Below are 23,298 nucleotides of genomic sequence, written 5' to 3' on the forward strand. Positions count from 1 at the left end.
ACCTAGGATTGATTCCCCATGCGCCCATTCTGGCTGGAAGATGCACTATTCGCCGACGGCGAGCTGGCTCCCGCGCTGCAAGGCCGGCAAAAAGCCGACGTGGCGATTGTCGGCGGCGGCTTTACCGGCTTGTGGACCGCGATCCAGCTGAAGCGGCAGAATCCCGCGCTGGACATCGCCATCATCGAAAGCGACCTGTGCGGCGCCGGCGCCAGCGGCCGCAACGGCGGCTGCCTGCTGACCTGGTCGACCAAATTCTTCACTTTGCGGCGTCTGTTCGGCGAGGCCGAAGCGATTAGGCTGGTGAAGGCTTCGGAGGCGGTGGTCGAGCATATCGGCAATTTCTGCCGCGAACACAAGATCAACGCCGAATTCCGCCGGGACGGCACGCTCTACACTGCCACCGCCAAAGCCCAGCTGGGCGTGCTGGATCCGGTGCTGGATGAATTGCAGCGCCAGGGCATCAGTTCCTATCATTCTCTGCCGGATGCAGAGGTGCGGCGCCGTTCCGGTTCGGCGCGCAATTTGTCCGGCGTGTTTTCACCGATGGCGGCGACTGTCCATCCGGGCAAGCTGGTGCGCGGTTTGCGCCGCGTCGCCTTGCAGATGGGGGTGCGGATTTATGAAAGAACGCCGATGCTGTCGTTCACGCCAGGCGCCAGCGTTACCTTGCAAACGCCCGCTGGCAGCCTGCAGGCCGGCAAGATGGTGCTGGCGATCAATGCCTGGATGGCCAGCCGTTTCCCGCAGTTCGAGCGCACGCTCGCGGTAGTGTCCAGCGACATGGTGATCACGGAAAAATGTCCCGAACTGCTGCAGCGGATCGGCCTGACAGACGGTGTCTCGGTGCTCGATTCGCGCACCTTCGTGTTCTATTACCGCAGCACCGAAGACGGCCGCCTGATGCTGGGCAAGGGCGGCAACACCTTCGCGTGGCGCGGCCGCATCCTGCCCGTATTCGACCAGCGTTCCCCCTATGAGCAGCAACTCAAGCGCAGCCTGCACGAATTCTTCCCGGCGCTGGCTGGCGTGCCGATTACCGCCAGCTGGAACGGACCGTCAGACCGCTCGGTCACCGGTTTCCCGTTCTTCGGCCGGCTGAACAATATGCCGAATGTGTTCTACGGTTTCGGCTATTCCGGCAACGGCGTCGGCCCCAGCTACATGGGCGGGCAGCTGCTGTCATCGCTGGTGCTCGGCCTGGACAACGACTGGAGCCGCAGCCCGCTGGCGGCCGGCCCGCGCGGACAGTTTCCGCCGGAGCCGGTACGCTATCTCGGCTCGCTGGTGGTGCGCAACGCCATCCGCCGCAAGGAACTGGCGGAAGACCACGATTGCAAACCGTGGCTGCTGGACCAGATGCTGAGCAAGCTGGCCAACGCGGCCGGCAAGGCTGACAAAGCCTAGCGTAAGACATTACTTAATTTTTAATTAAGTGTCGTCTTATCCCATGCTTATCGCTATGATTTGACTCAATAGATTGTCAAATTGATATTTGCGAGGATATAGATGAGATCTGCCATTTCGCGTGTTGCTGCTACTTTGTTTTTTGCCATTCCGGGGTTCATGAGCAGTGCCAGCGTTGTTGCCGCGGAAGGCGGCGGCGCGGCGGCTGCGCTGAGCGTGCAGTTTGGAAAACCGACACACATGCAGCGGCTTTATTACAGAAAACTGTATGAAAAAAAGCCGTTTCATGACGCCATCTTGTTTTATTACGATAACGGTCTGTATAAGATCATCTCGCCAGGCGAGGAGCACTATGGCAGTTATGTTGTCGATGGCAGTTTCAGCGCAGAAAAATACACGGTGCACTTCATCGCTTTTCCTTCCGCGGACTGGAACAACACCAGCGCATACCATGTGCTGGAGTTCGATAACGCCACGCATAAATTCACGCAACGCGCCATCGTGCCGATTGACGGCAAAATTGCGCAGCAGCACGGCGATTTTTCGATAAGTCAAAACAAGGTGATCAATCCGCTTGGCGCCAACTGGGAAAATGGCAAAAATCTGGCGCCTGCGCCTCAGGAGGAATGATGGTCCGGCGCAGTTTGTCGACGGTGCTATTGCTCCTTCTGTCAACAATCCTGGGCGCTTGCGGAAACGCCACTGCGCCAGTCTCGGCGGAACAGTGTTTCTCTGCCAGCGGCCAGCAATTCAGTGAAATACTTGCTTGCTATAAAAAGGCTGGAGCCGGGGAGCCATTGTCTTATTCGGCGAAGAAGGTAGAGCAATTCCCTGGCGTCGAGAAGCGCAGTTTCGATCTGGTTTCACAAACCTGGCCGGGCAACGGTCTGGCCACGCCGGCACAATGGATGCATGAGGTCAATATCTATATCCCGGCTGACCCGAGGCCACAACGCGCCTTGCTGGCGGCAAACAACGGCACCAATCATGCCGGCCCGGCGGGAAGCGCCAGCGCGCCCACCGATCTGAGCGAAAGCATGCTGCTGTCGGTCGCCAGAAAAACCCAGACCATCGTCATCTCCGTCAGCAACATCCCGAATCAATATCTCGTCTATGACGACGACGGCATCGCCAGGAAAGAAGATGACAGCGTGGCCCACAGCTGGAAATTGTTCCTGGATAGTCCGCAGACGCGGCCGCTCATGTCGCTGCATATCCCGATGATGGAGGCGATAATCAAAGCCATGGACCTGGCGCAGCGGGAGTTGCAGCCGTGGCAAGTGCAGCATTTTATTGCTACCGGCGGCTCCAAGCGCGCTTGGGCAGCCTGGCTGGCTGCCATTGCCGACCAGCGCATCGATGCCATCGTGCCATTTGTACTCGATTTCCTGAATATGGATCGGGCGCTTGAACATACCTTCAACAGCTATGGCGGCAGCTGGCCCTTGGCATTTTCGGCTTACCATGCGGAAGGAATCACAGGTCAGTTCCGCAGTGAAAATTTCGATAAGCTATTGCGTATCGAGGATCCCATGCGTTACCTGCAAAGCGCTTATGCGCAACGGCTGTCGATCCCGAAATATATTGTCAACGCCAGCAGCGACGATTTTTTCGTGCCGGACAATGCAAGGTTTTATTTTGATCAGCTGCCAGGACCGAAGGCCTTGCGCGTGGCTCCCAACGCCAGTCACTATGGCATCAGGGAATTCATTGAAACTTCCCTTGTGACAGCGGTCAGACGCCTACAGCAAAATCAGGAATTCCCCGCGATCGACATGCGGCCGGACCCGGATGGCGGACTGTCGCTGCATTTTTCCGAGCCGCCGCGCAAAATCACGCAATGGAGCGCGCTCAATCCGCTGGCCCGCGATTTTCGCTATCCTTGCGGCATTCGTTACCAGCCAACGGACATCGTACCTAGCGCTGCCCAGAGTGCGAAAGCCGTGATAAAAATGCCCGCGCAGGGCTGGGCGGCGACTTTCATTGAGGCGGAATTTGCCGATGGCTTTGTCGCAACCACCCCGGTGATCATTGTGCCGGACAATTATCCTACGGCGCCGCCGCCAAGCGTCGAGCCGGCCTGCAAAAGCCTGGCGGCTATCCCATAGCCGGCAACAGAAAAACAGATTTCCATGGATTATTTGGCAAGCCAAGCATCCGCTGGCCGGACTTGTATAATGTAAGACTGCCAAAACAAGCTTGCCACCATGACCAACACCACCCATTTCGGTTACAAAACCGTCTCCGAGGACGATAAAGTCCACAAAGTCGCCGAAGTTTTCCACTCGGTTGCGCCTAAATACGACGTCATGAACGATCTGATGTCGGCCGGCCTGCATCGGGTCTGGAAGATTTTCACCATCGCCCAGGCCGCCATCCGCCCCGGTTTCAAGGTGCTTGATATCGCCGGCGGCACCGGCGACCTGGCCAAGGCGTTCGCCAAGCGCGCCGGGCCTACCGGCGAGGTCTGGCTGACCGACATCAACGAGTCGATGCTGCGCGTCGGCCGTGATCGTCTCTTGAATAATGGATTGTCCACCCCCACCTTGTTGTGCGACGCCGAGAAATTGCCGTTCCCGGACAATTATTTCGACCGCGTCTCGGTGGCCTTCGGTTTGCGCAACATGACGCACAAGGATGCCGCACTGGCGGAAATGCGCCGTGTGCTGAAGCCGGGCGGCAAATTGCTGGTGCTGGAGTTTTCGAAAGTATGGGAGCCTTTGAAAAAGCCCTACGACGTCTACTCGTTTTCCGTATTGCCGTGGCTGGGCAAGCAGATTGCCAATGATTCTGAAAGCTATCGCTACCTGGCGGAGTCGATTCGCATGCATCCCGATCAGGACACCCTGAAACAGATGATGACGGACGCGGGCTTGGCGCGGGTTGAGTATTTCAATTTAACTGCCGGTGTGGCGGCCTTGCATACCGGCATAAAACTGTAGGAGCTCGCATGAAGAAGTTTTTGCTGATGTTGCTGATGGTCGCAACCACCTTGTCGATGACAATCTCGAATGCCGACGCTCGCCGGCTCGGCGGCGGCGGCTCGTTCGGCAAGCAGTCGTCCGGCATTTCGCGCCAGGCGCCAAGCGCGCCGTCGCAGAATTTCGGCAGCGCCAACCAGGCCAAGCCGGCAGCGCCCGCTGCCACGCCGTCTTCGGTTCCGCCTAAACCGGCCAGCCCATGGAAGGGCATCCTCGGCGGCGCCTTGCTGGGTCTCGGCCTGGGCGCCCTGATGTCGCATTTCGGCATGGGCGGCGCTTTCGGCTCATTCCTGATGATGGCCTTGCTGGCGGTCGCGGTGATTTTTGTTGTGCGATTGGTCATGCGCAAGAACAGTCCTGCGCCGGCGGCATATTCCGGTCCAGGCTCGGCGCCTAACCTGGGCGGCAATCTTCCCGCGGCCAATTTTGATGGCAATTCGTCCAGTTTCACGCCTGAAATCGGTTCCCGGGTCAATTCCGCTTCATCGTTCCAGTCCTCAGCCGCTCCGGTTGCCGCGGCGAACAGCGCTCCTTGGGGAATTCCCGCGGATTTCGACGTGCCCGGCTTCGTCCGCAGCGCCAAGACTTACTTCATCCGTCTGCAGGCCGCCTGGGACAAGGCCGATATCAACGATATCCGCGAATTCACTACGCCGGAAATGTTTGGCGAACTGCGCCTGCAATTGCAGGAGCGCGGCGCTTCGCCGAATAACACCGACGTCGTGCAGTTGGATGGCGAGCTGATGGGCATCGAAACCGTCGGCAACGATTACCTGGCCAGCGTCAAGTTCACCGGCCTGATCAAGGAAGTGCCGGAAGCCTCGGCCGAGCCGTTCACTGAAGTCTGGAACCTGTCCAAGCCCTTGTCGGGGCAGGGCGGCTGGGTTCTGGCGGGAATTCAGCAAGTGGCTGCCTGAATGGCGACATGAGCAGACCGATTTGCCGTGTCAGAGCATAAATAGGCTCTGATACCGACAAACTGATAAACTTGGACCGCCCATGAATAATCATGGGCGGTTTTATTTTATGACGATGACTTCACCACTAAACTTCAAGCCGATTACCGCGTCCGTCAATCACCTGCTGGCGCAAGAACCGTGGGCGCAGCGTATCCTGGCGTCGCACGCCGGCAAGGTCGCCTGTTTCGATGGCGGCGCCGTCAAGCTGAGCTGGCAGGTCAGCGCCGACGGCTTGCTGCAGGCGCCGCCGCCGGATACGGATGAAAAGGTGGTGAACCTCCCCAACGTCACCATCCGCGTCAATCTGGCGGATTTGCCGCTGATCGCGCAGAACCGCGAGCGCGCTTTCTCTTACGTGAAGATCGAGGGCGACGCCGATTTTGCCAATGCGATTTCCCAGGTCAGCCAGGGTTTGCGCTGGGATGCCGAACACGATCTGAGCAAGCTGGTCGGCGATATCGCCGCCGTGCGCATCGTCTCCGGCGGCAACGCGCTGATCGCAGGCGTCCTCTCGACGCATAAAAAGCTGGCGGAAAACCTGGCCGAATATTTTCTGGAAGAACAGCCGATGCTGGTGCGGCCGCAGGCTGTATCCGATTTTACGAATGATGTCACCAGGCTGCGCGACGATATGGAGCGGCTGGCGAAACGCATCAACAAATTGAAAACCCCATGATTCTGAAATTTTTGCGAGTTCTTAAGATCGTCCGCGTTGCGGTGCGTTATGGCCTGGACGATATCGCCATGTCGGGTTTTGATACGCCGCGCATTTCCAAGCTGATCGATACCCTGATTTTCTGGCGCGATATTTCGGCGCCGCGCGGCGAGCGTTTGCGCATGGCGCTGGAAGAACTGGGGCCGATTTTCGTCAAGTTCGGACAAGTGCTGTCGACCCGTCGCGATTTGGTGCCGGGCGACATGGTCGACGAGTTGGCGCGCCTGCAGGACCGGGTGCCGCCCTTCAGCTCGGACCTGGCGATTGCCCAGATCGAAAAATCATTGAAAGCCCATCCGGATGAGTTGTTCGCCAGCTTCGAGCGCGAGCCGGTGGCCTCGGCCTCGATTGCGCAAGTACACTTTGCGACACTGAGAAACGGCAAGGAAGTAGCGGTCAAGGTGCTGCGTCCCGGCATGAAGAAATCCATCGATGAAGACGTGGCGCTGATGCATATCGCCGCCGGCCTGGTCGAGAAACTGTGGGCCGACGGCCGCCGCCTGAAGGCGCGCGAAGTGGTGGGCGAATTCGACAAATATCTGCACGATGAGCTGGACCTGATGCGCGAAGCCGCCAACGGCAGCCAGTTGCGCCGCAATTTCGCCGATTCGGATTTGCTGGTGGTGCCCGAGATGTACTGGGAATACTGCTCGCCGTCGGTGATCGTGATGGAACGCATGCACGGCATCCCGATTTCGCAGCTGGACCGCCTGCGCGATGCCGGCGTCGATCTCGGCAAGCTGTCGCGCGACGGCGTCGAGATTTTTTTCACCCAGGTGTTCCGCGACGGCTTTTTCCATGCCGACATGCATCCCGGGAATATCCTGGTGTCGGTAGCGCCGGCCACTTTCGGCCGCTACATCGCGCTCGATTTCGGCATCGTCGGTACCCTCAACGATTTCGACAAGGATTATCTGTCGCAGAATTTCCTGGCGTTTTTCCAGCGCGATTACAAGCGCGTGGCGGAAGCGCATATCGAATCCGGCTGGGCGCCCAAGGAAACCCGGGTGGACGAACTGGAGTCGGCAGTACGTGCCTGCTGCGAACCGATCTTCGACCGGCCGCTGAAAGATATCTCCTTCGGCCAGGTGCTGCTGCGCCTGTTCCAGACTTCGCGCCGCTTCAATGTCGAAGTGCAGCCGCAGCTGGTGCTCCTGCAAAAAACCTTGCTCAATGTCGAAGGCCTGGGCCGCCAGCTCGATCCGGACCTGGACCTGTGGAAAACCGCCAAGCCGCACCTGGAGCGCTGGATGAGCGAACAGATGGGCTGGCGCGGCCTGCTGCAGCATCTGAAAATCGAAGTGCCGCGTTACAGCAAGCTGTTGCCGCAACTGCCGCGGCTGGCGCATCAGGTAATGACCAAGGCCATCGAGCCGCGCGGCGAACGCAGTAATGAACTGATGTGGCAGCTGATTGCCGAGCAGCGCAAGACCAACCACTTCCTGGGCATCGTGGTCTATCTCGGTGGCGGCGTCATCGCGGGCGTGTTGCTGACGCTGCTTTATCTTCGCTTCGCGCACAGAATCTGGTGGTAGCCATGCCGGCTCCCGATCTTCCTCCCAAGTTTGCCAGCCGCGATCCCTCGCAGCCCGATTTCTGGAGCGAGCGCTTCGAGCGGGACTTCAAGCCATGGGATACCGGCGGCGTTCCGCTGGCGCTGCAGCAGTACGTGAACCGTAGCAAACCGGCATCGACTCTGATTCCAGGTTGCGGCACCGGCTACGAGGTAGCCTATCTGGCCGAGGCCGGCTGGGACGTGACCGCCATCGATTTTTCCGACGCTGCCGTCAGCGCTGCCAAGGCGGTATTGGGGAAGTGGTCCGGGCGCGTGCTGCAGGCCGATTTCTTTACCCATGAAGCGCAGCAGCCGCTCGGCTTTATCTATGAGCGTGCCTTCCTGTGCGCTTTGCCGCCCGCCCGGCGTGCCGATATCGCCGGCCGCTGGGCAGAGCTGTTGCCGCCTGGCGCCACGCTGGCCGGCTTCTTCTTTTTCGATGAGTCGCCCAAAGGACCGCCGTTCGGCATCAGCCGGGCCGAACTGGAACGCTTATTGCATGCCGATTTCGAGCTGGTCGATGAGCAGGATGTGACGGATTCCATCGCCGTATTTGCAGGCAAAGAGCGTTGGATGGAATGGCGCCGCCGCTCGTAGGGTGGGCACGCCTTTGTGCCCACGCGTGACCGCGATAACCGGAGTATTAACCGACCCGGCAGCGAAATGGCATGTACATGGAGGGAATTCACGCGTGGGCACGATGTGCCCACCCTACATGGCTTTTTTCACATAAATGACGGACGCCTTGCTACAATTGGCGGTTTTTCGCCCTTCTGGAAATGACTAAATATGGCGCTGCTAGAAATCCGTAACGTCAGTCGTCGTTTTGGCGACTTTGCCGCAGTTGACAATATCAGCCTGTCAATTGAAGCCGGCGAATTCTTTACCCTGCTGGGCCCTTCCGGCTGCGGCAAAACCACCTTGCTTCGGATGATCGCCGGTTTCGATCTGCCGGATTCCGGCCAGATCCTGCTGGATGGCGTCGACCTGGTGGGCAGTCCGCCCGAGCACCGGCCGGTATGCACCGTGTTCCAGAACTACGCGCTGTTTCCGCACATGACGGTGGCGGCCAACATCGCTTTCCCCCTGAAGATGGCCAAGGTGCCGGCGGAGCAGATCCGCAGCCGGGTCGAGGAGGCGCTGGAAGACGTGCGCCTGACCGGCTTCGCCGCGCGCTTTCCGCATGAGTTGTCAGGCGGTCAACGGCAACGTGTCGCGGTGGCGCGGGCGCTGGTGTCGCGTCCCAAGCTGCTGCTGCTGGACGAGCCTTTGTCGGCGCTGGACGCCAAGCTGCGCGAGCAGATGCAGATCGAGCTGATCAATCTGCAAAAAGAAGTCGACATCACCTTCGTCTACGTCACCCACGATCAGGGCGAGGCGCTGGCGCTGTCGCACCGGATCGCAGTCATGAACCGCGGCAATGTCGAGCAGCTGGATGAGCCTTCGCGCATCTACAGCTATCCGCGCACCCGTTTTGTCGCCGATTTCATCGGCACCTGCAACCTGCTGGACGGCGCCATCGCCAGCATAGACGGCGCCTCCATGCAACTGGAGGTACCCGGCCTCGGCCTGGTGAAAAGCGCCGTGCCGCCGAATGCGGCCGCCGGCCTGAAAGGCACGCTGGCGCTACGCCCGGAAAAGATCCATATCAGCGCCGAGATCAGCACCGATACCGCGGAAAACCATTTCAAGGGCTTCGTCAAAGAGCTGCTGTACCTGGGCGATGTCACCGTGTACATCGTGCAGACCGAAGGCGGCACCACGATCGAAGCCTTGCTGGCGAACTCGGCCGCCGGCCGCGCCAAATTCTTCGAGGTCGGCGACATGGTCGACATCGCCTGGCAATTCGACGCAGGGCATTTCTTGTATGAGTAAGATTGCAAAAAACGACGCAGCCAAGCGCGGCCGGCTGGCGCGCCGGCTGATCAGCGGGCCGCCGCTGTTCTACCTGCTGCTGTTCTTCGCCATCCCCAGCCTGATCATGGTGTTCGCCTCGGTGCGCTATGCCGGCGACTACGGCGGCCTGGCGCCGGTGTTCGACGAGGCTGGCAAGCTGGACCTGACGCTGGAAAATTTCCAGCGTTTCACCTCCGATTTCATCTATACCGCGATCTTCCTGAAATCGCTGATGTATGCGGTGATCACCACTTGCTGCTGCCTGCTGATGGCCTATCCGCTGGCGCTGCTGATTGCGCGCAGCCCGAAGAAATACCGCGACCTGCTGATCCTGCTGGTGATCCTGCCGTTCTGGAGCAACTTCCTGATACGCGTGTATGCCTGGATGATCATCCTCGGCCCGCAATCCGGCCTGACGCAGGCGGTCAATTACGTGCTGGGACTGGCCGGCATCGAGCCGGTGCGCCTGTTGTTTACCGCGTTCTCGGTGATTGTCGGCCTGGTCTACGTGCACTTGCCGTTCATGGTGCTGCCGCTCTACGCCAACCTGGAAAAGCATGACCCGGCGCTGGTTGACGCCGCTCAGGACCTGGGCGCATCGGCCTGGCAGCGCTTCTGGCGCATCACTTTCCCCTTATCCCTGCCCGGCGTGTATGCCGGCGCGGCGCTGGTGTTCATTCCGGCGCTGGGGATTTTCGCGGTCTCCGATATCCTCGGCGGCACCGGCAGCGACATGATCGGCAACGTCATCAAGCAGCAATTCCTGGAAACCCGCGACTGGCCGTTCGGCAGCGTGCTGTCTATCGTCCTCACGGTAGCGGCGCTGATCGCCGCCGGCATTGCCGTGCTGGTGGCAAGGCCAAGGAGAGAAGTCCATGGCTAAGCTGAACCGGATGCGGCGTCCGCTCGGCCTGTGGCTGGTGGCGCTGTTCGTATATGCGTTTTTGTACGTGCCGCTGATGATCGTGGTGGTGTATTCCTTCAACGACTCGCAGCTCAATGCGGAGTGGGTCGGCTTTACGCTGGACTGGTATCGCAAGCTGTTCCATAACGAAGAGATGCTGCGCGCCGCCGGCAATTCGCTGATGATCGCGCTGGTGGCCAGCGCGGCTTCCACCTTGCTGGGCACCATGGCCGGCTTCGCCATGCATCGCTACAAGCTCAAGCTGCTGCCCTTGCTGGTGCTGACGCCGATTGCGATTCCGGAAATCCTGGTCGGCGTATCCCTGCTGATTTTCTTCGTCATGCTGAACATCACGCTGGGGCTGCTGTCGATCACCTTGGCGCACATTGCGTTCTGCATCGGCTTTGTCGCCATCGTGGTGCGTTCGCGCCTGTCCGGCATGGATGAAAGCCTGACCGAAGCGGCGCGTGACTGCGGCGCCACGCCCATGCAGGCATTCCGGCTGGTGACTTTGCCGCTGATCATGCCGGGCGTGGTGGCGGGAGCCTTGATGGCGTTCACCCTCTCGATCGACGATTTCGTGATCACCTTCTTTACCGCCGGCGCCAACGCATCCACCTTGCCGCTGCAGATCTATTCGATGATCAAGATTGCCGTCACGCCGGAAGTCAATGCGGTCTCGACCTTGTTGATGGGCCTGACCTTGCTGCTTATAATCATCGCGTCCAAGCTTGCGCCCAACGCCCTACGTTCCTCCTAATCGCCTATCAGGACAGCCATGAAAAAACTGCTCGCCATTGCTTCACTTCTGTTTGCCAGCGTCTCCGCCCAAGCCGCCGACGAACTGCACCTGTACAACTGGAACAATTACATTGCGCCGGAAACGGTGGGGCGCTTCGAGGCTTTGTGCAAATGCAAGGTGGTGCAGACTTATTACGGCGACAACGAGGAAATGCTGGCCAAGCTGGCGGCCGGCGCCAAGGGCTACGACATCATCGTGCCGACCGGTAACGCGCTGGACGCCCTGATCAAGCAGCAGGCCTTGCTGCCGCTCGACAAGGCGCAGTTGCCGAACCTGAAGAACATCAACCCGGCCTACCTGAACACGGATTTCGACAAGGGCAACAAGTATTCCGTGCCTTATGCCTATACGGTCACCCTGATGGGCTATAACGACCAGAAGATGAAGGAACTGGGCATTCCGGTGGATAGCTGGGCGGCGATTTTCGATCCGAAGATCCTGGCCAAGATCAAGGGCAAGGTCACCGTGCTGGACTCGGCCAACGAATTGATGGGCGCCGCCCTGAAATACCTGGGCTATTCCGCCAACGACACTGATGAGAAGCATTGGCAGGAAGCCAAGGACGTCATCCTCAAAGCCAAGCCTTATTGGGCGGCGTTCAATGGCAGCAGCTACATCAAGGAATTGACTGTAGGCAATATCTGGCTGGTGCAGGGTTATTCGAATGACATTTTCCAGGCGGATGTCGATGCCCAGAAAGCCGGCCGCAAATTCCGCATCCGCCACGGCATGCCGAAAGAAGGCGCGGTTCTGGCGCTGGACAGCATGGTGATCCACAAGGCGGCGCCGCGGCCGGATCTGGCGCTGAAGTTCATCAACTTCATGCTGGATGGCAAGAATGCCGCCGAGCTGAGCAACCTGATCGGTTCCGGCAATCCTAACGCCGACGCTGCCAAGTACATCAAGCCGGAGATCGCCAACAACCAGGCGATTTTTCCGGACAAGGCCGGCTTCGCCAAGCTGGAAATGCTGAAAGACCTGAACAGCAAGCAGCGGCGCGCCGTCAACCGCATCTGGACCGAGATCCGCGCGCGCTGATTTGCTTGATGTGAAATTGGCAATAACTACGCCAAATCATGGCGCCGCCGCCACAAGCCGCTGGCCAGGTCCGTATATACTGGAAAAAACCTTTATAATTCAGGGTTTTGTAAGATATTTGCGGAGTTTCACCATGCCGATTTATGCGTATCGCTGCGAAGCCTGTGGTTTTGCCAAAGATGTGCTGCAAAAGATGTCCGATGAGCCGCTGACGGTTTGCCCGTCCTGCAGCACAGCCGCGTTCAAGAAGCAGGTTACCGCAGCTGGTTTCCAGCTGAAAGGCAGCGGCTGGTATGTCACCGATTTCCGTGGCGGCGCCGGGGCGACCGTGCCGCCGGCAGGCGCAGCAGAAGCGGCGGCGCCCGCAGGTACCGTAGTCACCGCTCCGGCGACGACGCCGGCAGCACCCGCCAGCAGCCCGGCGCCGGCAGCGGCCAGCGCAGGCGGCACGGCAGCGGCAAGCTAAGGTCGTCGCTTAGTCAACGAGTTGAACCCGGCGCAGCTGCATGGCAGCTGACGTCCGACAAAGAAAGCCATGCGTAAATATTTCATCACCGGTCTGCTGGTTTTAGTGCCCCTGGCAATCACGCTATGGGTGCTGAATCTGATCATTGGCACGATGGACCAGTCGCTGCTGCTGCTGCCTGAGCAATGGCGGCCCAAGGCTTTGCTGGGGCACGACATTCCCGGCCTCGGCACCATCCTGACCCTGCTGGTGATCTTCCTGACCGGCCTGGCGACGCGCAACTTCATCGGCCGCCAGATCGTCTCGATGTGGGAAGCGGTGCTGACGCGGATTCCAGTGGTCAGCTCGATCTATTCCAGCGTCAAGCAGGTTTCGGACACCTTGTTCTCGTCCTCCGGCAATGCCTTCCGCAAAGCCTTGCTGGTGCAGTATCCGCGCCAGGGATCGTGGACCATCGCGTTCCTGACCGGGATTCCGGGCGGCGACGTCAAGAATCATCTGGCCGGCGATTACGTCAGCGTGTATGTGCCGACGACGCCGAATCCGACTTCGGGCTTTTTCCTGATGCTGCCGCGCGAAGACACCATCGAACTCGACATGAGCGTGGACGAGGCGCTGAAGTATATTGTTTCAATGGGCGTGGTGGCGCCGGAGCAGCTGGCCGGCAAGAAGCTGATCATCGATACGCCGCCGGGCAGCGGCAACAAGTCCGGCGCATAAGAGAAGCGGCGCCGACAACGCGCCAGCGATCTCCTTGCTGCAAGCATCAACACTAATTTAAAACATCCGTACAACATCTGAACTGCGAAAAACTGAATATGTCCATGCGAACCCAATACTGCGGCCTCACTACTGAGGTACTTCTCGGCCAAACCGTCAGCCTGTGCGGCTGGGTGCATCGTCGTCGCGATCATGGCGGCGTCATCTTCATCGACCTGCGCGACCGCGAAGGCTTGGTGCAGGTCGTATGCGATCCGGACCGCGCCGAAGTATTCAAGAACGCAGAAGCGGTACGCAATGAATTCTGCCTGCGCATCACCGGCGTGGTGCGCCTGCGCCCTGACGGCACCGGCAACAGCAACCTGAAGTCCGGCAAGATCGAAGTGCTGGCGCACGACCTGGAAGTGCTGAACCCGTCGATCACGCCGCCGTTCCAGCTGGACGACGACAACCTGTCGGAAACCACCCGCCTGACGCATCGCGTGCTGGATCTGCGCCGTCCGCAGATGCAGAACAACCTGCGCCTGCGCTACAAGGTGACGATGGAAGTACGCAAGTTCCTGGACGCCAACGGCTTCATCGATATCGAAACGCCGATGCTGACCAAGTCGACCCCGGAAGGCGCGCGCGACTACCTGGTGCCGTCGCGCGTCAACGCCGGCCACTTCTTCGCGCTGCCGCAATCGCCGCAATTGTTCAAGCAGCTGCTGATGGTGGCCAACTTCGACCGTTACTACCAGATCACCAAGTGCTTCCGCGACGAAGACTTGCGCGCCGACCGCCAGCCGGAATTCACGCAGATCGACTGCGAAACTTCCTTCATGTCGGAACAGGAAATCCGCGACATGTTCGAAGGCATGATCCGCCTGGTGTTCAAGAACGCGCTGGACATCGACCTGCCTAACCCGTTCCCGGTCATGGACTTCGCTACCGCGATGGCGCTGTACGGTTCGGACAAGCCGGACATGCGCGTCAAGCTGGCGTTCACCGACCTGACCGCGGTCATGAAAGACGTCGACTTCAAGGTCTTCGCCGGCGCCGCCAACATGGACAACGGCCGCGTGGTCGGCCTGCGCGTGCCGGGCGGCGCCGCCATGCCGCGCTCGGAAATCGATGCCTACACCCAGTTCGTCGCCATCTACGGCGCCAAGGGCCTGGCTTACATCAAGGTCAACGAAAAGGCCAGCGGCCGCGACGGCTTGCAATCGCCGATCGTCAAGAACCTGCACGATGCAGCGCTGGCGCAGATCCTGGAACTGACAGGCGCGCAAGACGGCGACCTGATTTTCTTCGGCGCCGACAAGGCCAAGGTGGTCAACGATGCCATCGGCGCGCTGCGCGTCAAGATCGGCCACAGCGAATTCGGCAAGAAGGCCGGCCTGTTCGACGACACATGGCGTCCGCTGTGGGTGGTTGACTTCCCGATGTTCGAATACGATGAAGACGGCGACCGCTGGAACGCCTTGCACCATCCGTTCACATCGCCGAAAGACGGCCACGAAGATTTCATCGAAACCGATCCGGGCAAAGCCATCGCCAAGGCCTACGACATGGTCTTGAACGGCTGGGAACTGGGCGGCGGTTCGATCCGTATCCACCGCGCCGACGTGCAGAGCAAGGTGTTCCGTGCTCTGAAGATCGATGCCGAAGAAGCGCAGCTCAAGTTCGGCTTCCTGCTCGACGCCCTGCAATACGGCGCGCCTCCGCACGGCGGCCTGGCTTTCGGCCTGGATCGCATCGTCACCATGATGTGCGGCGCCGAGTCGATCCGCGACGTCATCGCCTTCCCGAAGACCCAGCGCGCGCAATGTCTGCTGACGCAGGCGCCATCGGAAGTCGACGAAAAGCAATTGAAAGAATTGCATATCCGCCTGCGCATGCCGGAAGCGAAAGTCGTCTGATTTCAGATAGCAAGCAGCAATCGAAAAGCGCGGTTTTCCGCGCTTTTTTTACGCCCGCCGAAACCGGTTTATAGTAGTGCTTTGCGTAGCCGGGCTCGGTACGGCGCGATCTCGCCCGGCAAGCTAAGTACGGCTGCCCGCTCAGTTCCGGCCGCTGATGGTGTAGCATGGTTTGCCTGATCTTGCGCTCGCCGGATTACGCTAACGCAACCTCATTTTTTGCTTATTTGCATGTATAAAATTCCCGAATCGGTATTGGTGGTTATTTACACGGAAGACTTGCAGGTGTTGTTGATGGAGCGCGCCGATAAACGCGATTACTGGCAATCGGTGACAGGTTCCAAGGACTTTCCTGACGAGGCGCTGGAAGTAACGGCGATGCGTGAGGTGCGAGAGGAAACCGGCATCGTGGTCGCCGCTGAGGGTGGCAGCGTGCCGCCCGCCAATCTGAGCGACTGGCGGGTGGCTAACGTCTACGAGATTTATCCGGTGTGGCGTCATCGCTATGCACCGGGGATTACAAAGAACACCGAACACGTGTTCGGCCTGCTGGTGCCGGCCGGCGTCCCGGTCACGCTGGCGCCGCGCGAGCATTTGCAGTACAAGTGGCTGCCTTACCGCGAGGCTGCCGATGCCTGCTTTTCACCGTCGAATGCCGAGGCGATCCTGCAGTTGCCGCACCACTTTAAACGACAGTAAGCCGCACCCTCCATGAAACTGCGCATTGCCACCTACAACATACACAAGGGCGTTTCCTCGCTCGGCAGCCGGCCGCGCGTGCATGCCCTGAAGCAGGCGCTGACGCGGATGCAGGCGGACGTCTTCTTCCTGCAGGAAGTGCAGGGGCGGCACGACTTGCTGGCGGCGCGCCACGCGGCGCATTGGCCGGACCAGCCACAGCACGATTTCCTGGCCGGCGATTCGCATCACGCGGCCTACGGCATGAACGCCGTCTACGACCATGGCCACCATGGCAACGCCTTGCTGAGCCGCTTCGAAATCGCCTCGCAAAGCAACCAGGATGTATCCGACCATGCTTACGAGGCGCGCGGCATCCTGCACTGCGTCCTGAAGACCCCGACCGCCGATGTCCACTGCTATGTGGTGCACCTGGGCTTGTTCGGCGGCGGCCGCCGGCGCCAGACCGCGGCCCTGATCGAAGCGGTGCGCAGTTCCTCGCCGCCGGATGCGCCGCTGATCATCGCCGGCGATTTCAATGACTGGGGCAATCGCCTGAGCGATTTCCTCAGGGTGCGGCTGGATGTGAGCGAGATCTTCGACGAACGCATCGCCACTACCGGCATGATGCAGGGCGTCGGTTCCTACCTGCAGCAACTGATAGGGCGCACGCCCAAGCTGAAGCCGGCGCGGACTTTTCCCGCCGCCTTTCCCTGGCTGCGCCTGGACCGGATTTATCTGCGCGGCTTTACGGTAGAATCAGCGGAAGTCCTGCATGGCGCGGAATGGGCAAAATTGTCGGACCATGCGCCTATCGTGGCGACGCTCAGATTGCGATAAACGCCGCTGGCGGCGCCAGCCTCAACCATGATTTCAGAAAGACCATCCGGATGCCGTTTCTCCTCTTGTCCGTTTTGTCCGCTTTGTTTATGACATGCGCGCGGTAAGCTTTAGCGCAGACAACCACATCACGCTGTTGCACAACGGCGCTGCCTTTTTTCCGGCGTTGATTGCCGCCATCGATGCCGCCCGCGCCGAAATCTACCTGGAAACCTATATCTTCGCAGCCGACGCTACCGCGTCCTCGGTGCAGCAGGCTCTGACGCGCGCGGCGCAGCGCGGCGTCACCGTGCGCGTGATCGCCGACTGGCTCGGTAGCGGCCACCAGCGCTCGCTTTCGCTGCAGCAGGAGTTCGAGGCCGGCGGCGTCATGTATCGCGCCTTCAATCCCTGGTTCCAGCGCGGCGTGGCAAGAATGCATCGCAAGATGTGCGTGGTCGATCGCGATATCAGCTTTATCGGCGGCTTGAACATCATCGACGACATGGTGTCCGACGACGACCTGCGCCTGCCCTTGCCGGCGCCGCGCTGGGATTTCGCGGTGAGCATCAGCGGCCCGCTGGTGGCCACCATCCATCTTGAACTGGAAGCGCAATGGATGCGGCTGGGCGAAATGAAACTGCTGGCGCGCTTGCAGCAGTTCAAGCGCAGCCGTGCGCGCCGCCCGGGCAGCGCGCACGGACCGGCGCTGGCCGGCCTGGTGCTGCGCGATAACCTGCGCAACCGCCGCACCATCCAGCGCGCCTACCTGCAGGCGCTGGGACATGCGCGCCAGAGCGCCTTGCTGACCAGTCCCTATTTCGCGCCAGGCCGGAAATTGCGGCGCGGCCTGGAGGAGGCAGCGCGGCGCGGCGTCCAGGTCACCTTGCTGCTGGGGGTCGGCCATTATCGCCTGCAGGACGCGGTCAGCCAGTCCTATTATCCGAAACTGATGAAGGCAGGGGTCAGGATTGTCGAGTATCGCAAAACGACCTTGCACGCCAAAGTTGCTGTCATCGACGACGATTGGGCCACGGTCGGCTCCAGCAATTTCGACGGCTTGAGCCTGCTGGTGAACCAGGAGGCCAACGTCGTGATCAGGGATGCCGATTTTTCGCGCGCGCTGCGGCGGCAGATAGAAGTCGGCATTGCCGACGGCGATGCCGTTGCAGCCGACGCCTTTGACAATCTGTCGTGGCGCGCGCGCGCCTGGCACGGCGTGGCTTTTTTTCTGTATCGCTTGCTGATGCGGGTGATTGCTACCGGTAACCGCGAATGAAGGCTGCTTGAGCGGGGCTGATAAAGTAGAGGAAATGCAAAGGGCCGCGGCATCATCTGCAGCGGCCCGTATTGGAAACCACCATCAGCGACTAGATTTGCACCCAGGCGCCCTTGAAGACGATAGGTCCGGTCGGGCCGTTAGGATTCGGCGATCCACCCTTCGGTTCCAGCGTCACCGCCAGCAGCGGTATCGACTGCGGTGTAGCGTTGGCGGGCAAGGCCAGGCTGACGCTGCCGTCGGCGGCCAGCAGGCCGAGCGAACGCGGCGGGCCTTCTTTCGGCACAGCCCACAGTTCCAGGCTCTTGTCGGCGGCGATCGTTTGCGGCGCCACCAGCTTGACGGTCAGGCGGCCGCCTGGCGCATCGCCGGTCACTACGGCAATCGGCTGCGCCTGATCGTTGCTCAGCATCGCAATATACGAGCTCGCCGCAGGCGTCGGCACCGGCTGCAATTGCTTGGTCAATAACAGCGAGGTCAGAATCAGGGCTGCGGTGGTCGAGAACATGCCCAGTCCGCGCCAGAAGCTGATGTCTTCGCGCAGCTCGAACCAGAAGGGGCGCTTGTGCTGCGGCTTGGCGGGCAGGCCAAGTTTGGCTTCGATGGCCGGCCAGAGCGCCGCCGGCGGCGACACTGTCGGCGCCAACTCGGCCATCGGATGCAGCCGGTCCTGCCATTCGGCTACCGCCAGGCGCAGCACATCGTGACGCCGCAGCAGACTCTCGAAACGGCGCCGCGCGCCGCCCTTGAGCGTGCCCAATACATATTCGGCCGCCAGCTTGTCTACCAGGGCAGGCTTGGTCTGGATGTCCATCAGACGCTCCCCAGTTTGCCGAGGCAGGCTTTGAGGCGTTCCAGGCCGCGCCGTATCCATGTCTTGACGGTGCCGATCGGCAGCTGCATTTGCTCTGCCACTTCGCTATGCGACAGGTCATGATAGAAGGACAGGGCAATCGCCTGCCGATGCAATCCCTCCAGGCGCCCCAGGCATGTCGCCAGCGCCTTTGCATCGTCGGTGAGTTGCAGCGCTTCCAACGGTGTCGGACCGGCGCTTTCCATTGCGTTCATGACTTCCTTGTCAAATGTATCGGCATCGATCTCGACGGCGCTGTCGGTGCGGCGCAGGAAGTCGAAGGCCTTGTTGCGCACGATGGAGGTCATCCAGGTCATCGGCGCCGCCAGGCTGGCCTGGTAGCTGTCGGCGTTGTTCCAGATGTTGATGAAGCTTTCCTGCAGAACCTCTTCCGCCCATTCGCGCTTAACTAGTATACGCAGCGCGAAGCCAAACAGTTTCGGAGAAGCCGCGTCATACAGAGCGCGGAAAGCGGCAGCGTCCTTGCGCATGACGGCTGCAAGCCAGATTTTCAATTGTTCCGGTTGCAGGTCTGTAGAAGGCAATTCGGCTTCCTTTTGATGTGGACTGCATTCGCATTACCGGCGGGGCCGGATTTTGTTGTTGCGCAACCAAGCATCTCAATCTGCAGATTACCGCATGGGAACATGCGGCGCAACCGGCAAGCGGCGATCGCCTTGTCTCCTGCTCAATCGGCTTAGGCGGCGGCCATAAAAAAGCCCGCTGTCTGGAAGCGGGCTGTTGATTGCTGGCTGCGGCTGTGCTGCCATGTTGCATGGTGGCGCTATTTTTTCAGGGAATCGCGGATCTCGCGCAGCAGCACGGTATTTTCCGGATCGGCCGCCGGTGCGGGCGGCACTTCGCCGCGCAGCTTGTTGATGATGCGCACCATCTGGAAAATCACGAATGCCAGGATGACGAAATTCAAGGCGATCGTGAGGAAGTTGCCATAGGCCAGCACGGCGCCGGCCTTTTTCGCTTCGGCCAGGGGCAGGCCTGCAGCCTGGCCGTTCAGCGGGAAGTAGTGGTTGGCGAAGTCGAGGCCGCCGAAAATCTTGCCGACCACCGGCATGATGATGTCCTGCACCAATGAATCGACGATCTTGCCGAAGGCGCCGCCGATGATGACGCCGACCGCCAGATCCATCACATTGCCTTTGAGTGCAAAGGTCTTGAATTCTTGCATCATGCTCATATCGCTATTTCTCCATACTAATGTTGACAGTCGGGAAGATACTGCGATCGCGACCGGATTAAAAGGACAAAATTGTCAATTCTTGTTATTTTCCACCATCTTTTCCCGATCGTTTAGACTTGCTGCAGTGCAAGAGTGAGGCTCTGACGGGAATTGTGCCAGATTTAACGGCAGATTCCACACAATTAGCTGATTTTGTACTTGACTGTACGTATTTCCTTTAAAACAGTCTCCGGCTTCGATATAATCTAGGGTTGCTAGAAGTTCCGTGCAATTTTCGTATTTTGACTGATTGGGGTTGGTATGAGTATCGAAAAGCAGGTCGATTCCGGTCGGCGTGGTTTGCTCGTCGCTACATGCGCGGCGGGTGGCGTGGCCGGTCTGGCCACGGCGGGGGCTTTTGTGTCCACGTTCCAGCCGTCCGAGCGCGCGAAAGCAGCAGGAGCGCCAGTAGAAGTGGATATTTCCGGCATTAAACCAGGCGAGATGCAAGTGTTCGAGTGGCGCGGTAAGCCCGTCTGGATCATGAAACGCACCCCCGAGCAAATGAAAGGGCTGGAACATACAGCCTCTGAAGTTGCCGATCCCGAGTCGCTCAAGCCCTACACCATGGACTTGCCCGACTACTGCAAGAACAAGTCGAACAACCGCGGCCACGTCGGCCACGAGGAAACCCTGGTGCTGGTCGGTATCTGCCCGCATCTGGGCTGCTCCCCATCCTCGAAATTCGCGCCAGGCGCACAGGCTTCGCTGCCGGATGACTGGCAAGGCGGCTTCCTCTGCCCTTGCCATGGTTCCACCTTCGACCTGGCCGGCCGTGTCTTCAAGAACAAGCCAGCGCCAAACAATCTCGATGTGCCACGCTACATGTACCTGTCCGATACCAAGATCGTCATTGGTAAAGACGAGAAAGGTGAGGCTTAAACCATGGCATTCCACGAAAAACAGCTGCCGGCCGATGCCCCCATCGCCGAGAAAGCCTTGAACTGGGTCGATGCGCGTTTCCCCGTGACTTCCACCTGGAAGGCGCATCTGTCGGAATACTACGCGCCAAAGAACTTCAACTTCTGGTACGCCTTCGGTTCGTTGGCGCTGCTGGTGCTGGTGATCCAGATCGTCACCGGGATTTTCCTGGTGATGCACTACAAGCCTGATGCCGCCCTGGCTTTCGCCTCGGTGGAATACATCATGCGCGACGTCCCTTGGGGCTGGCTGGTGCGCTACATGCACTCGACCGGCGCTTCGGCCTTCTTCATCGTGGTCTACCTGCACATGGTGCGCGGCCTGCTGTACGGCTCTTACCGCAAACCGCGCGAACTGGTATGGCTGTTCGGCGTCGGCATTTTCCTGTGCCTGATGGGCGAAGCCTTCATGGGCTATCTGCTGCCTTGGGGCCAGATGTCCTACTGGGGCGCGCAGGTGATCGTCAACCTGTTCGGTGCGATTCCTTTCATCGGCCCTGACCTGTCGCTGTGGATACGCGGCGACTACGTGGTGTCGGACGCTACCCTGAACCGCTTCTTCTCGTTCCACGTGATCGCGATTCCGCTGGTGCTGATCGGCCTGGTGGTAGCCCACATCATCGCCCTGCACGAAGTCGGCTCGAACAATCCGGACGGCGTTGAAATCAAGGAAAAGCTGGATGCCAAAGGCGTGCCGCTGGACGGCGTGCCTTTCCATCCTTACTACTCGGTGCATGACGTGATGGCAGTTGCAGTCTTCCTGATCGTCTTCAGCGCGGTGGTGTTCTTCGGCCCGGAAATGGGCGGCTACTTCCTCGAGTACAACAACTTCGTGCCGGCCGATTCGCTGAAGACGCCGCCGCATATCGCACCGGTCTGGTATTTCACGCCTTACTATTCGATCCTGCGCGCAGTGACTTCGGATTTCATCATTTATCTGCAAGCCGGCGTTGCCGCCTTTATCGCGCTGCTGTGGTTCAAGTCGAAGCTGAGCAGCATGATCAAGATTGCCGCCACCGTCGTCGGCGTGGCGATCATCGGCGCCATGTTCATCTTCGACGCCAAGTTCTTCGGCGTCGTCCTGATGGGCGTTTCGGTCGTGATCCTGGCCGGCCTGCCTTGGCTGGATCATTCCAAGGTCAAGTCGATCCGCTATCGTCCGAGCTGGCACAAATATGTCTACATCCTGTTTGCGATCACCTTCGTGGTGCTCGGTTACCTTGGCGTGCAGCCGCCATCGGCAATCGGCGGCTATGTGTCGAAGGTCTGCACCTTCATCTACTTCGGCTTCTTCCTGCTGATGCCATGGTGGAGCGCCGCCGGTACCTTCAAGCCGGTGCCGGACCGTGTTGTTTATCACCCGCACTAAGCCAGAGGATAAGAACATGACATTGCTTAAAAGCGCATTGATAAAAAAATTAATGGCGACTCTGGTGCTGCTGCCGGCGCTTGCCTTTGCCAGTGAAGAGGGCGGGTATCGGCTGGATACCGCGCCGCCGCAGGGCAACAACCTGTCGGCGCTGCAGAACGGCGCCAAGCTGTTTGTGAATTACTGCCTCAACTGCCACTCGGCATCGTCCATGCGCTACAACCGCCTGCGCGATATCGGCCTGACAGAAGAGCAGATCAAGGACAACCTGCTGTTCACCAGCGACAAGGTCGGCGGCCTGATGACCATCGCCATGGCGCCGAAAGACGGCAAGGAATGGTTCGGCGCCGCGCCGCCGGACCTGTCGGTGATCGCCCGCGCCAAGGCATCTGGCGCTGGCAGCGGCCCGGACTGGCTGTACACCTACCTGCGCACCTTCTACAAGGACGACACTCGTCCGAGCGGATGGAACAACATGGTTTTCCCTAACGTCGGCATGCCGCACGTACTGTGGGAACTGGAAGGCATTCGTACTGCCAAATACGAAGACGTAAAAGATCCTCACGAAGAAGGCAAGATGGAGCACAAGTTTGTCGGTTTCGAGCAGCTCAAGCCAGGCAAGATGAACAAGGTCGAATACGACGTTGCAGTCGCCGACCTGGTTTCCTATCTTGAATGGATGGGCGAGCCTGCTCAGAATACCCGCAAGCGCCTGGGCGTCTGGGTACTGCTGTTCCTCGGCATGTTCTTTGTTCTGGCATGGCGTCTCAACGCGTCATACTGGAAAGACGTTAAGTAG

Annotated in this window: 24 protein-coding genes; 21 read left to right on the forward strand and 3 right to left on the reverse strand. The window is 59.7% G+C overall.

Translation table 11 applies throughout. From position 1 onward, the window contains the following. The first annotated feature begins 18 nt into the window (after positions 1 to 18). The 18 genes from AC07V8_RS21505 to clsB all read left to right on the forward strand — a co-directional run bounded on the left by AC07V8_RS21505 (position 19) and on the right by clsB (position 18,120). Positions 19 to 1,407 carry an FAD-dependent oxidoreductase gene (locus tag AC07V8_RS21505; protein ID WP_494680130.1) on the forward strand — a complete coding sequence of 463 codons (1,389 nt, stop codon included), beginning with the start codon at positions 19 to 21 and terminating at the stop codon, positions 1,405 to 1,407. A gap of 159 nt (positions 1,408 to 1,566) precedes the next feature. Continuing rightward, complete coding sequence (locus AC07V8_RS21510) at positions 1,567 to 2,037, forward strand: hypothetical protein (protein WP_494680129.1); 471 nt, start codon at positions 1,567 to 1,569, stop codon at positions 2,035 to 2,037. Next, a complete protein-coding gene (locus AC07V8_RS21515; protein WP_494721497.1) occupies positions 2,037 to 3,515 on the forward strand; it encodes a PhoPQ-activated pathogenicity-related family protein in 1,479 nt (492 codons plus the stop codon). The genes AC07V8_RS21510 and AC07V8_RS21515 overlap by 1 nt, the downstream gene beginning before the upstream one ends. A gap of 99 nt (positions 3,516 to 3,614) precedes the next feature. After that, positions 3,615 to 4,349, forward strand: coding sequence for a bifunctional demethylmenaquinone methyltransferase/2-methoxy-6-polyprenyl-1,4-benzoquinol methylase UbiE (gene ubiE, locus AC07V8_RS21520; protein ID WP_098495333.1), 735 nt, complete (start codon positions 3,615 to 3,617; stop codon positions 4,347 to 4,349). Between the two features lie 8 nt (positions 4,350 to 4,357). Next, positions 4,358 to 5,305, forward strand: a complete 948-nt coding sequence (locus tag AC07V8_RS21525) for a Tim44 domain-containing protein (RefSeq protein ID WP_494680127.1) — start codon at positions 4,358 to 4,360, stop codon at positions 5,303 to 5,305. A gap of 109 nt (positions 5,306 to 5,414) precedes the next feature. Further along, positions 5,415 to 6,023 carry a ubiquinone biosynthesis accessory factor UbiJ gene (locus tag AC07V8_RS21530; protein WP_494680126.1) on the forward strand — a complete coding sequence of 203 codons (609 nt, stop codon included), beginning with the start codon at positions 5,415 to 5,417 and terminating at the stop codon, positions 6,021 to 6,023. Then, on the forward strand, positions 6,020 to 7,597 hold the full coding sequence (ubiB, locus tag AC07V8_RS21535) for a ubiquinone biosynthesis regulatory protein kinase UbiB (protein WP_494680125.1): 1,578 nt from the start codon (positions 6,020 to 6,022) through the stop codon (positions 7,595 to 7,597). Before AC07V8_RS21530 ends, ubiB begins: the two co-directional genes overlap by 4 nt. Before the next feature lie 2 nt (positions 7,598 to 7,599). After that, positions 7,600 to 8,214, forward strand: coding sequence for a methyltransferase (locus AC07V8_RS21540; RefSeq protein WP_494680124.1), 615 nt, complete (start codon positions 7,600 to 7,602; stop codon positions 8,212 to 8,214). 192 nt (positions 8,215 to 8,406) lie between these two features. After that, positions 8,407 to 9,492: an ABC transporter ATP-binding protein gene (locus tag AC07V8_RS21545; protein WP_494680123.1), complete on the forward strand. Its 1,086-nt coding sequence runs from the start codon at positions 8,407 to 8,409 to the stop codon at positions 9,490 to 9,492. Then, the gene (locus AC07V8_RS21550; protein WP_494680122.1) at positions 9,485 to 10,396 is read left to right on the forward strand and encodes an ABC transporter permease; all 912 of its coding nucleotides are present in this window, start codon (positions 9,485 to 9,487) and stop codon (positions 10,394 to 10,396) included. The genes AC07V8_RS21545 and AC07V8_RS21550 overlap by 8 nt, the downstream gene beginning before the upstream one ends. Beyond that, positions 10,389 to 11,177: an ABC transporter permease gene (locus AC07V8_RS21555; protein WP_494680121.1), complete on the forward strand. Its 789-nt coding sequence runs from the start codon at positions 10,389 to 10,391 to the stop codon at positions 11,175 to 11,177. The genes AC07V8_RS21550 and AC07V8_RS21555 overlap by 8 nt, the downstream gene beginning before the upstream one ends. Positions 11,178 to 11,195: 18 nt before the next feature. Next, positions 11,196 to 12,257, forward strand: a complete 1,062-nt coding sequence (locus tag AC07V8_RS21560) for an ABC transporter substrate-binding protein (protein WP_494680120.1) — start codon at positions 11,196 to 11,198, stop codon at positions 12,255 to 12,257. Positions 12,258 to 12,390: 133 nt separating this feature from the next. Next, the gene (locus tag AC07V8_RS21565) at positions 12,391 to 12,723 is read left to right on the forward strand and encodes an FmdB family zinc ribbon protein (protein ID WP_494680119.1); all 333 of its coding nucleotides are present in this window, start codon (positions 12,391 to 12,393) and stop codon (positions 12,721 to 12,723) included. A gap of 69 nt (positions 12,724 to 12,792) precedes the next feature. After that, positions 12,793 to 13,443 (forward strand): DUF502 domain-containing protein, encoded by a 651-nt coding sequence (locus tag AC07V8_RS21570; protein ID WP_494680118.1) that lies wholly within the window; start codon positions 12,793 to 12,795, stop codon positions 13,441 to 13,443. A 98-nt stretch (positions 13,444 to 13,541) separates the two neighbouring features. Next, positions 13,542 to 15,344, forward strand: a complete 1,803-nt coding sequence (gene aspS, locus AC07V8_RS21575) for an aspartate--tRNA ligase (RefSeq protein ID WP_494680117.1) — start codon at positions 13,542 to 13,544, stop codon at positions 15,342 to 15,344. A 231-nt stretch (positions 15,345 to 15,575) separates the two neighbouring features. Further along, positions 15,576 to 16,043 (forward strand): dihydroneopterin triphosphate diphosphatase, encoded by a 468-nt coding sequence (gene nudB / locus AC07V8_RS21580; RefSeq protein WP_494680116.1) that lies wholly within the window; start codon positions 15,576 to 15,578, stop codon positions 16,041 to 16,043. Positions 16,044 to 16,055: 12 nt separating this feature from the next. Then, positions 16,056 to 16,862 carry an endonuclease/exonuclease/phosphatase family protein gene (locus AC07V8_RS21585; protein WP_494680115.1) on the forward strand — a complete coding sequence of 269 codons (807 nt, stop codon included), beginning with the start codon at positions 16,056 to 16,058 and terminating at the stop codon, positions 16,860 to 16,862. 94 nt (positions 16,863 to 16,956) lie between these two features. Continuing rightward, the gene (clsB, locus tag AC07V8_RS21590) at positions 16,957 to 18,120 is read left to right on the forward strand and encodes a cardiolipin synthase ClsB (protein ID WP_494680114.1); all 1,164 of its coding nucleotides are present in this window, start codon (positions 16,957 to 16,959) and stop codon (positions 18,118 to 18,120) included. A gap of 91 nt (positions 18,121 to 18,211) precedes the next feature. Here the strand turns inward: clsB and AC07V8_RS21595 are convergent, their stop codons facing one another. From AC07V8_RS21595 to mscL, 3 genes are all read right to left on the reverse strand, one after another. Beyond that, a complete protein-coding gene (locus AC07V8_RS21595) occupies positions 18,212 to 18,934 on the reverse strand; it encodes an anti-sigma factor (protein WP_494680113.1) in 723 nt (240 codons plus the stop codon). Next, a complete protein-coding gene (locus tag AC07V8_RS21600) occupies positions 18,934 to 19,464 on the reverse strand; it encodes an RNA polymerase sigma factor (RefSeq protein ID WP_494680167.1) in 531 nt (176 codons plus the stop codon). Before AC07V8_RS21600 ends, AC07V8_RS21595 begins: the two co-directional genes overlap by 1 nt. A gap of 293 nt (positions 19,465 to 19,757) precedes the next feature. Next, positions 19,758 to 20,168 carry a large conductance mechanosensitive channel protein MscL gene (gene mscL, locus AC07V8_RS21605; protein ID WP_494680112.1) on the reverse strand — a complete coding sequence of 137 codons (411 nt, stop codon included), beginning with the start codon at positions 20,166 to 20,168 and terminating at the stop codon, positions 19,758 to 19,760. Between the two features lie 303 nt (positions 20,169 to 20,471). On the opposite strand from mscL, the gene petA reads away from it, so the two are divergent. Genes petA through AC07V8_RS21620 form a run of 3 tightly spaced genes read left to right on the forward strand, consistent with a single transcriptional unit; the run spans position 20,472 to position 23,298 of the window. Next, positions 20,472 to 21,092: a ubiquinol-cytochrome c reductase iron-sulfur subunit gene (gene petA / locus AC07V8_RS21610; RefSeq protein ID WP_211444450.1), complete on the forward strand. Its 621-nt coding sequence runs from the start codon at positions 20,472 to 20,474 to the stop codon at positions 21,090 to 21,092. 3 nt (positions 21,093 to 21,095) lie between these two features. Beyond that, entirely contained in the window at positions 21,096 to 22,499 is a 1,404-nt protein-coding gene (locus AC07V8_RS21615; protein WP_494680111.1) for a cytochrome b, read from the forward strand. Positions 22,500 to 22,515: 16 nt separating this feature from the next. Beyond that, positions 22,516 to 23,298 carry a cytochrome c1 gene (locus AC07V8_RS21620; RefSeq protein ID WP_494680110.1) on the forward strand — a complete coding sequence of 261 codons (783 nt, stop codon included), beginning with the start codon at positions 22,516 to 22,518 and terminating at the stop codon, positions 23,296 to 23,298.

This window comes from Collimonas sp. GW821-FHT02H07 (genome assembly GCF_059421505.1).

Coding starts and splice junctions, on each gene's coding strand:
- AC07V8_RS21505 (WP_494680130.1), top strand. CDS start 19: ATGCGCCCATTCTGGCTGGAAGATGCACTATTCGCCGACGGCGAGCTG.
- AC07V8_RS21510 (WP_494680129.1), top strand. CDS start 1,567: ATGAGCAGTGCCAGCGTTGTTGCCGCGGAAGGCGGCGGCGCGGCGGCT.
- AC07V8_RS21515 (WP_494721497.1), top strand. CDS start 2,037: ATGGTCCGGCGCAGTTTGTCGACGGTGCTATTGCTCCTTCTGTCAACA.
- ubiE (WP_098495333.1), top strand. CDS start 3,615: ATGACCAACACCACCCATTTCGGTTACAAAACCGTCTCCGAGGACGAT.
- AC07V8_RS21525 (WP_494680127.1), top strand. CDS start 4,358: ATGAAGAAGTTTTTGCTGATGTTGCTGATGGTCGCAACCACCTTGTCG.
- AC07V8_RS21530 (WP_494680126.1), top strand. CDS start 5,415: ATGACGATGACTTCACCACTAAACTTCAAGCCGATTACCGCGTCCGTC.
- ubiB (WP_494680125.1), top strand. CDS start 6,020: ATGATTCTGAAATTTTTGCGAGTTCTTAAGATCGTCCGCGTTGCGGTG.
- AC07V8_RS21540 (WP_494680124.1), top strand. CDS start 7,600: ATGCCGGCTCCCGATCTTCCTCCCAAGTTTGCCAGCCGCGATCCCTCG.
- AC07V8_RS21545 (WP_494680123.1), top strand. CDS start 8,407: ATGGCGCTGCTAGAAATCCGTAACGTCAGTCGTCGTTTTGGCGACTTT.
- AC07V8_RS21550 (WP_494680122.1), top strand. CDS start 9,485: ATGAGTAAGATTGCAAAAAACGACGCAGCCAAGCGCGGCCGGCTGGCG.
- AC07V8_RS21555 (WP_494680121.1), top strand. CDS start 10,389: ATGGCTAAGCTGAACCGGATGCGGCGTCCGCTCGGCCTGTGGCTGGTG.
- AC07V8_RS21560 (WP_494680120.1), top strand. CDS start 11,196: ATGAAAAAACTGCTCGCCATTGCTTCACTTCTGTTTGCCAGCGTCTCC.
- AC07V8_RS21565 (WP_494680119.1), top strand. CDS start 12,391: ATGCCGATTTATGCGTATCGCTGCGAAGCCTGTGGTTTTGCCAAAGAT.
- AC07V8_RS21570 (WP_494680118.1), top strand. CDS start 12,793: ATGCGTAAATATTTCATCACCGGTCTGCTGGTTTTAGTGCCCCTGGCA.
- aspS (WP_494680117.1), top strand. CDS start 13,542: ATGTCCATGCGAACCCAATACTGCGGCCTCACTACTGAGGTACTTCTC.
- nudB (WP_494680116.1), top strand. CDS start 15,576: ATGTATAAAATTCCCGAATCGGTATTGGTGGTTATTTACACGGAAGAC.
- AC07V8_RS21585 (WP_494680115.1), top strand. CDS start 16,056: ATGAAACTGCGCATTGCCACCTACAACATACACAAGGGCGTTTCCTCG.
- clsB (WP_494680114.1), top strand. CDS start 16,957: ATGCGCGCGGTAAGCTTTAGCGCAGACAACCACATCACGCTGTTGCAC.
- AC07V8_RS21595 (WP_494680113.1), bottom strand. CDS start 18,934: ATGGACATCCAGACCAAGCCTGCCCTGGTAGACAAGCTGGCGGCCGAA.
- AC07V8_RS21600 (WP_494680167.1), bottom strand. CDS start 19,464: ATGCGCAAGGACGCTGCCGCTTTCCGCGCTCTGTATGACGCGGCTTCT.
- mscL (WP_494680112.1), bottom strand. CDS start 20,168: ATGAGCATGATGCAAGAATTCAAGACCTTTGCACTCAAAGGCAATGTG.
- petA (WP_211444450.1), top strand. CDS start 20,472: ATGAGTATCGAAAAGCAGGTCGATTCCGGTCGGCGTGGTTTGCTCGTC.
- AC07V8_RS21615 (WP_494680111.1), top strand. CDS start 21,096: ATGGCATTCCACGAAAAACAGCTGCCGGCCGATGCCCCCATCGCCGAG.
- AC07V8_RS21620 (WP_494680110.1), top strand. CDS start 22,516: ATGACATTGCTTAAAAGCGCATTGATAAAAAAATTAATGGCGACTCTG.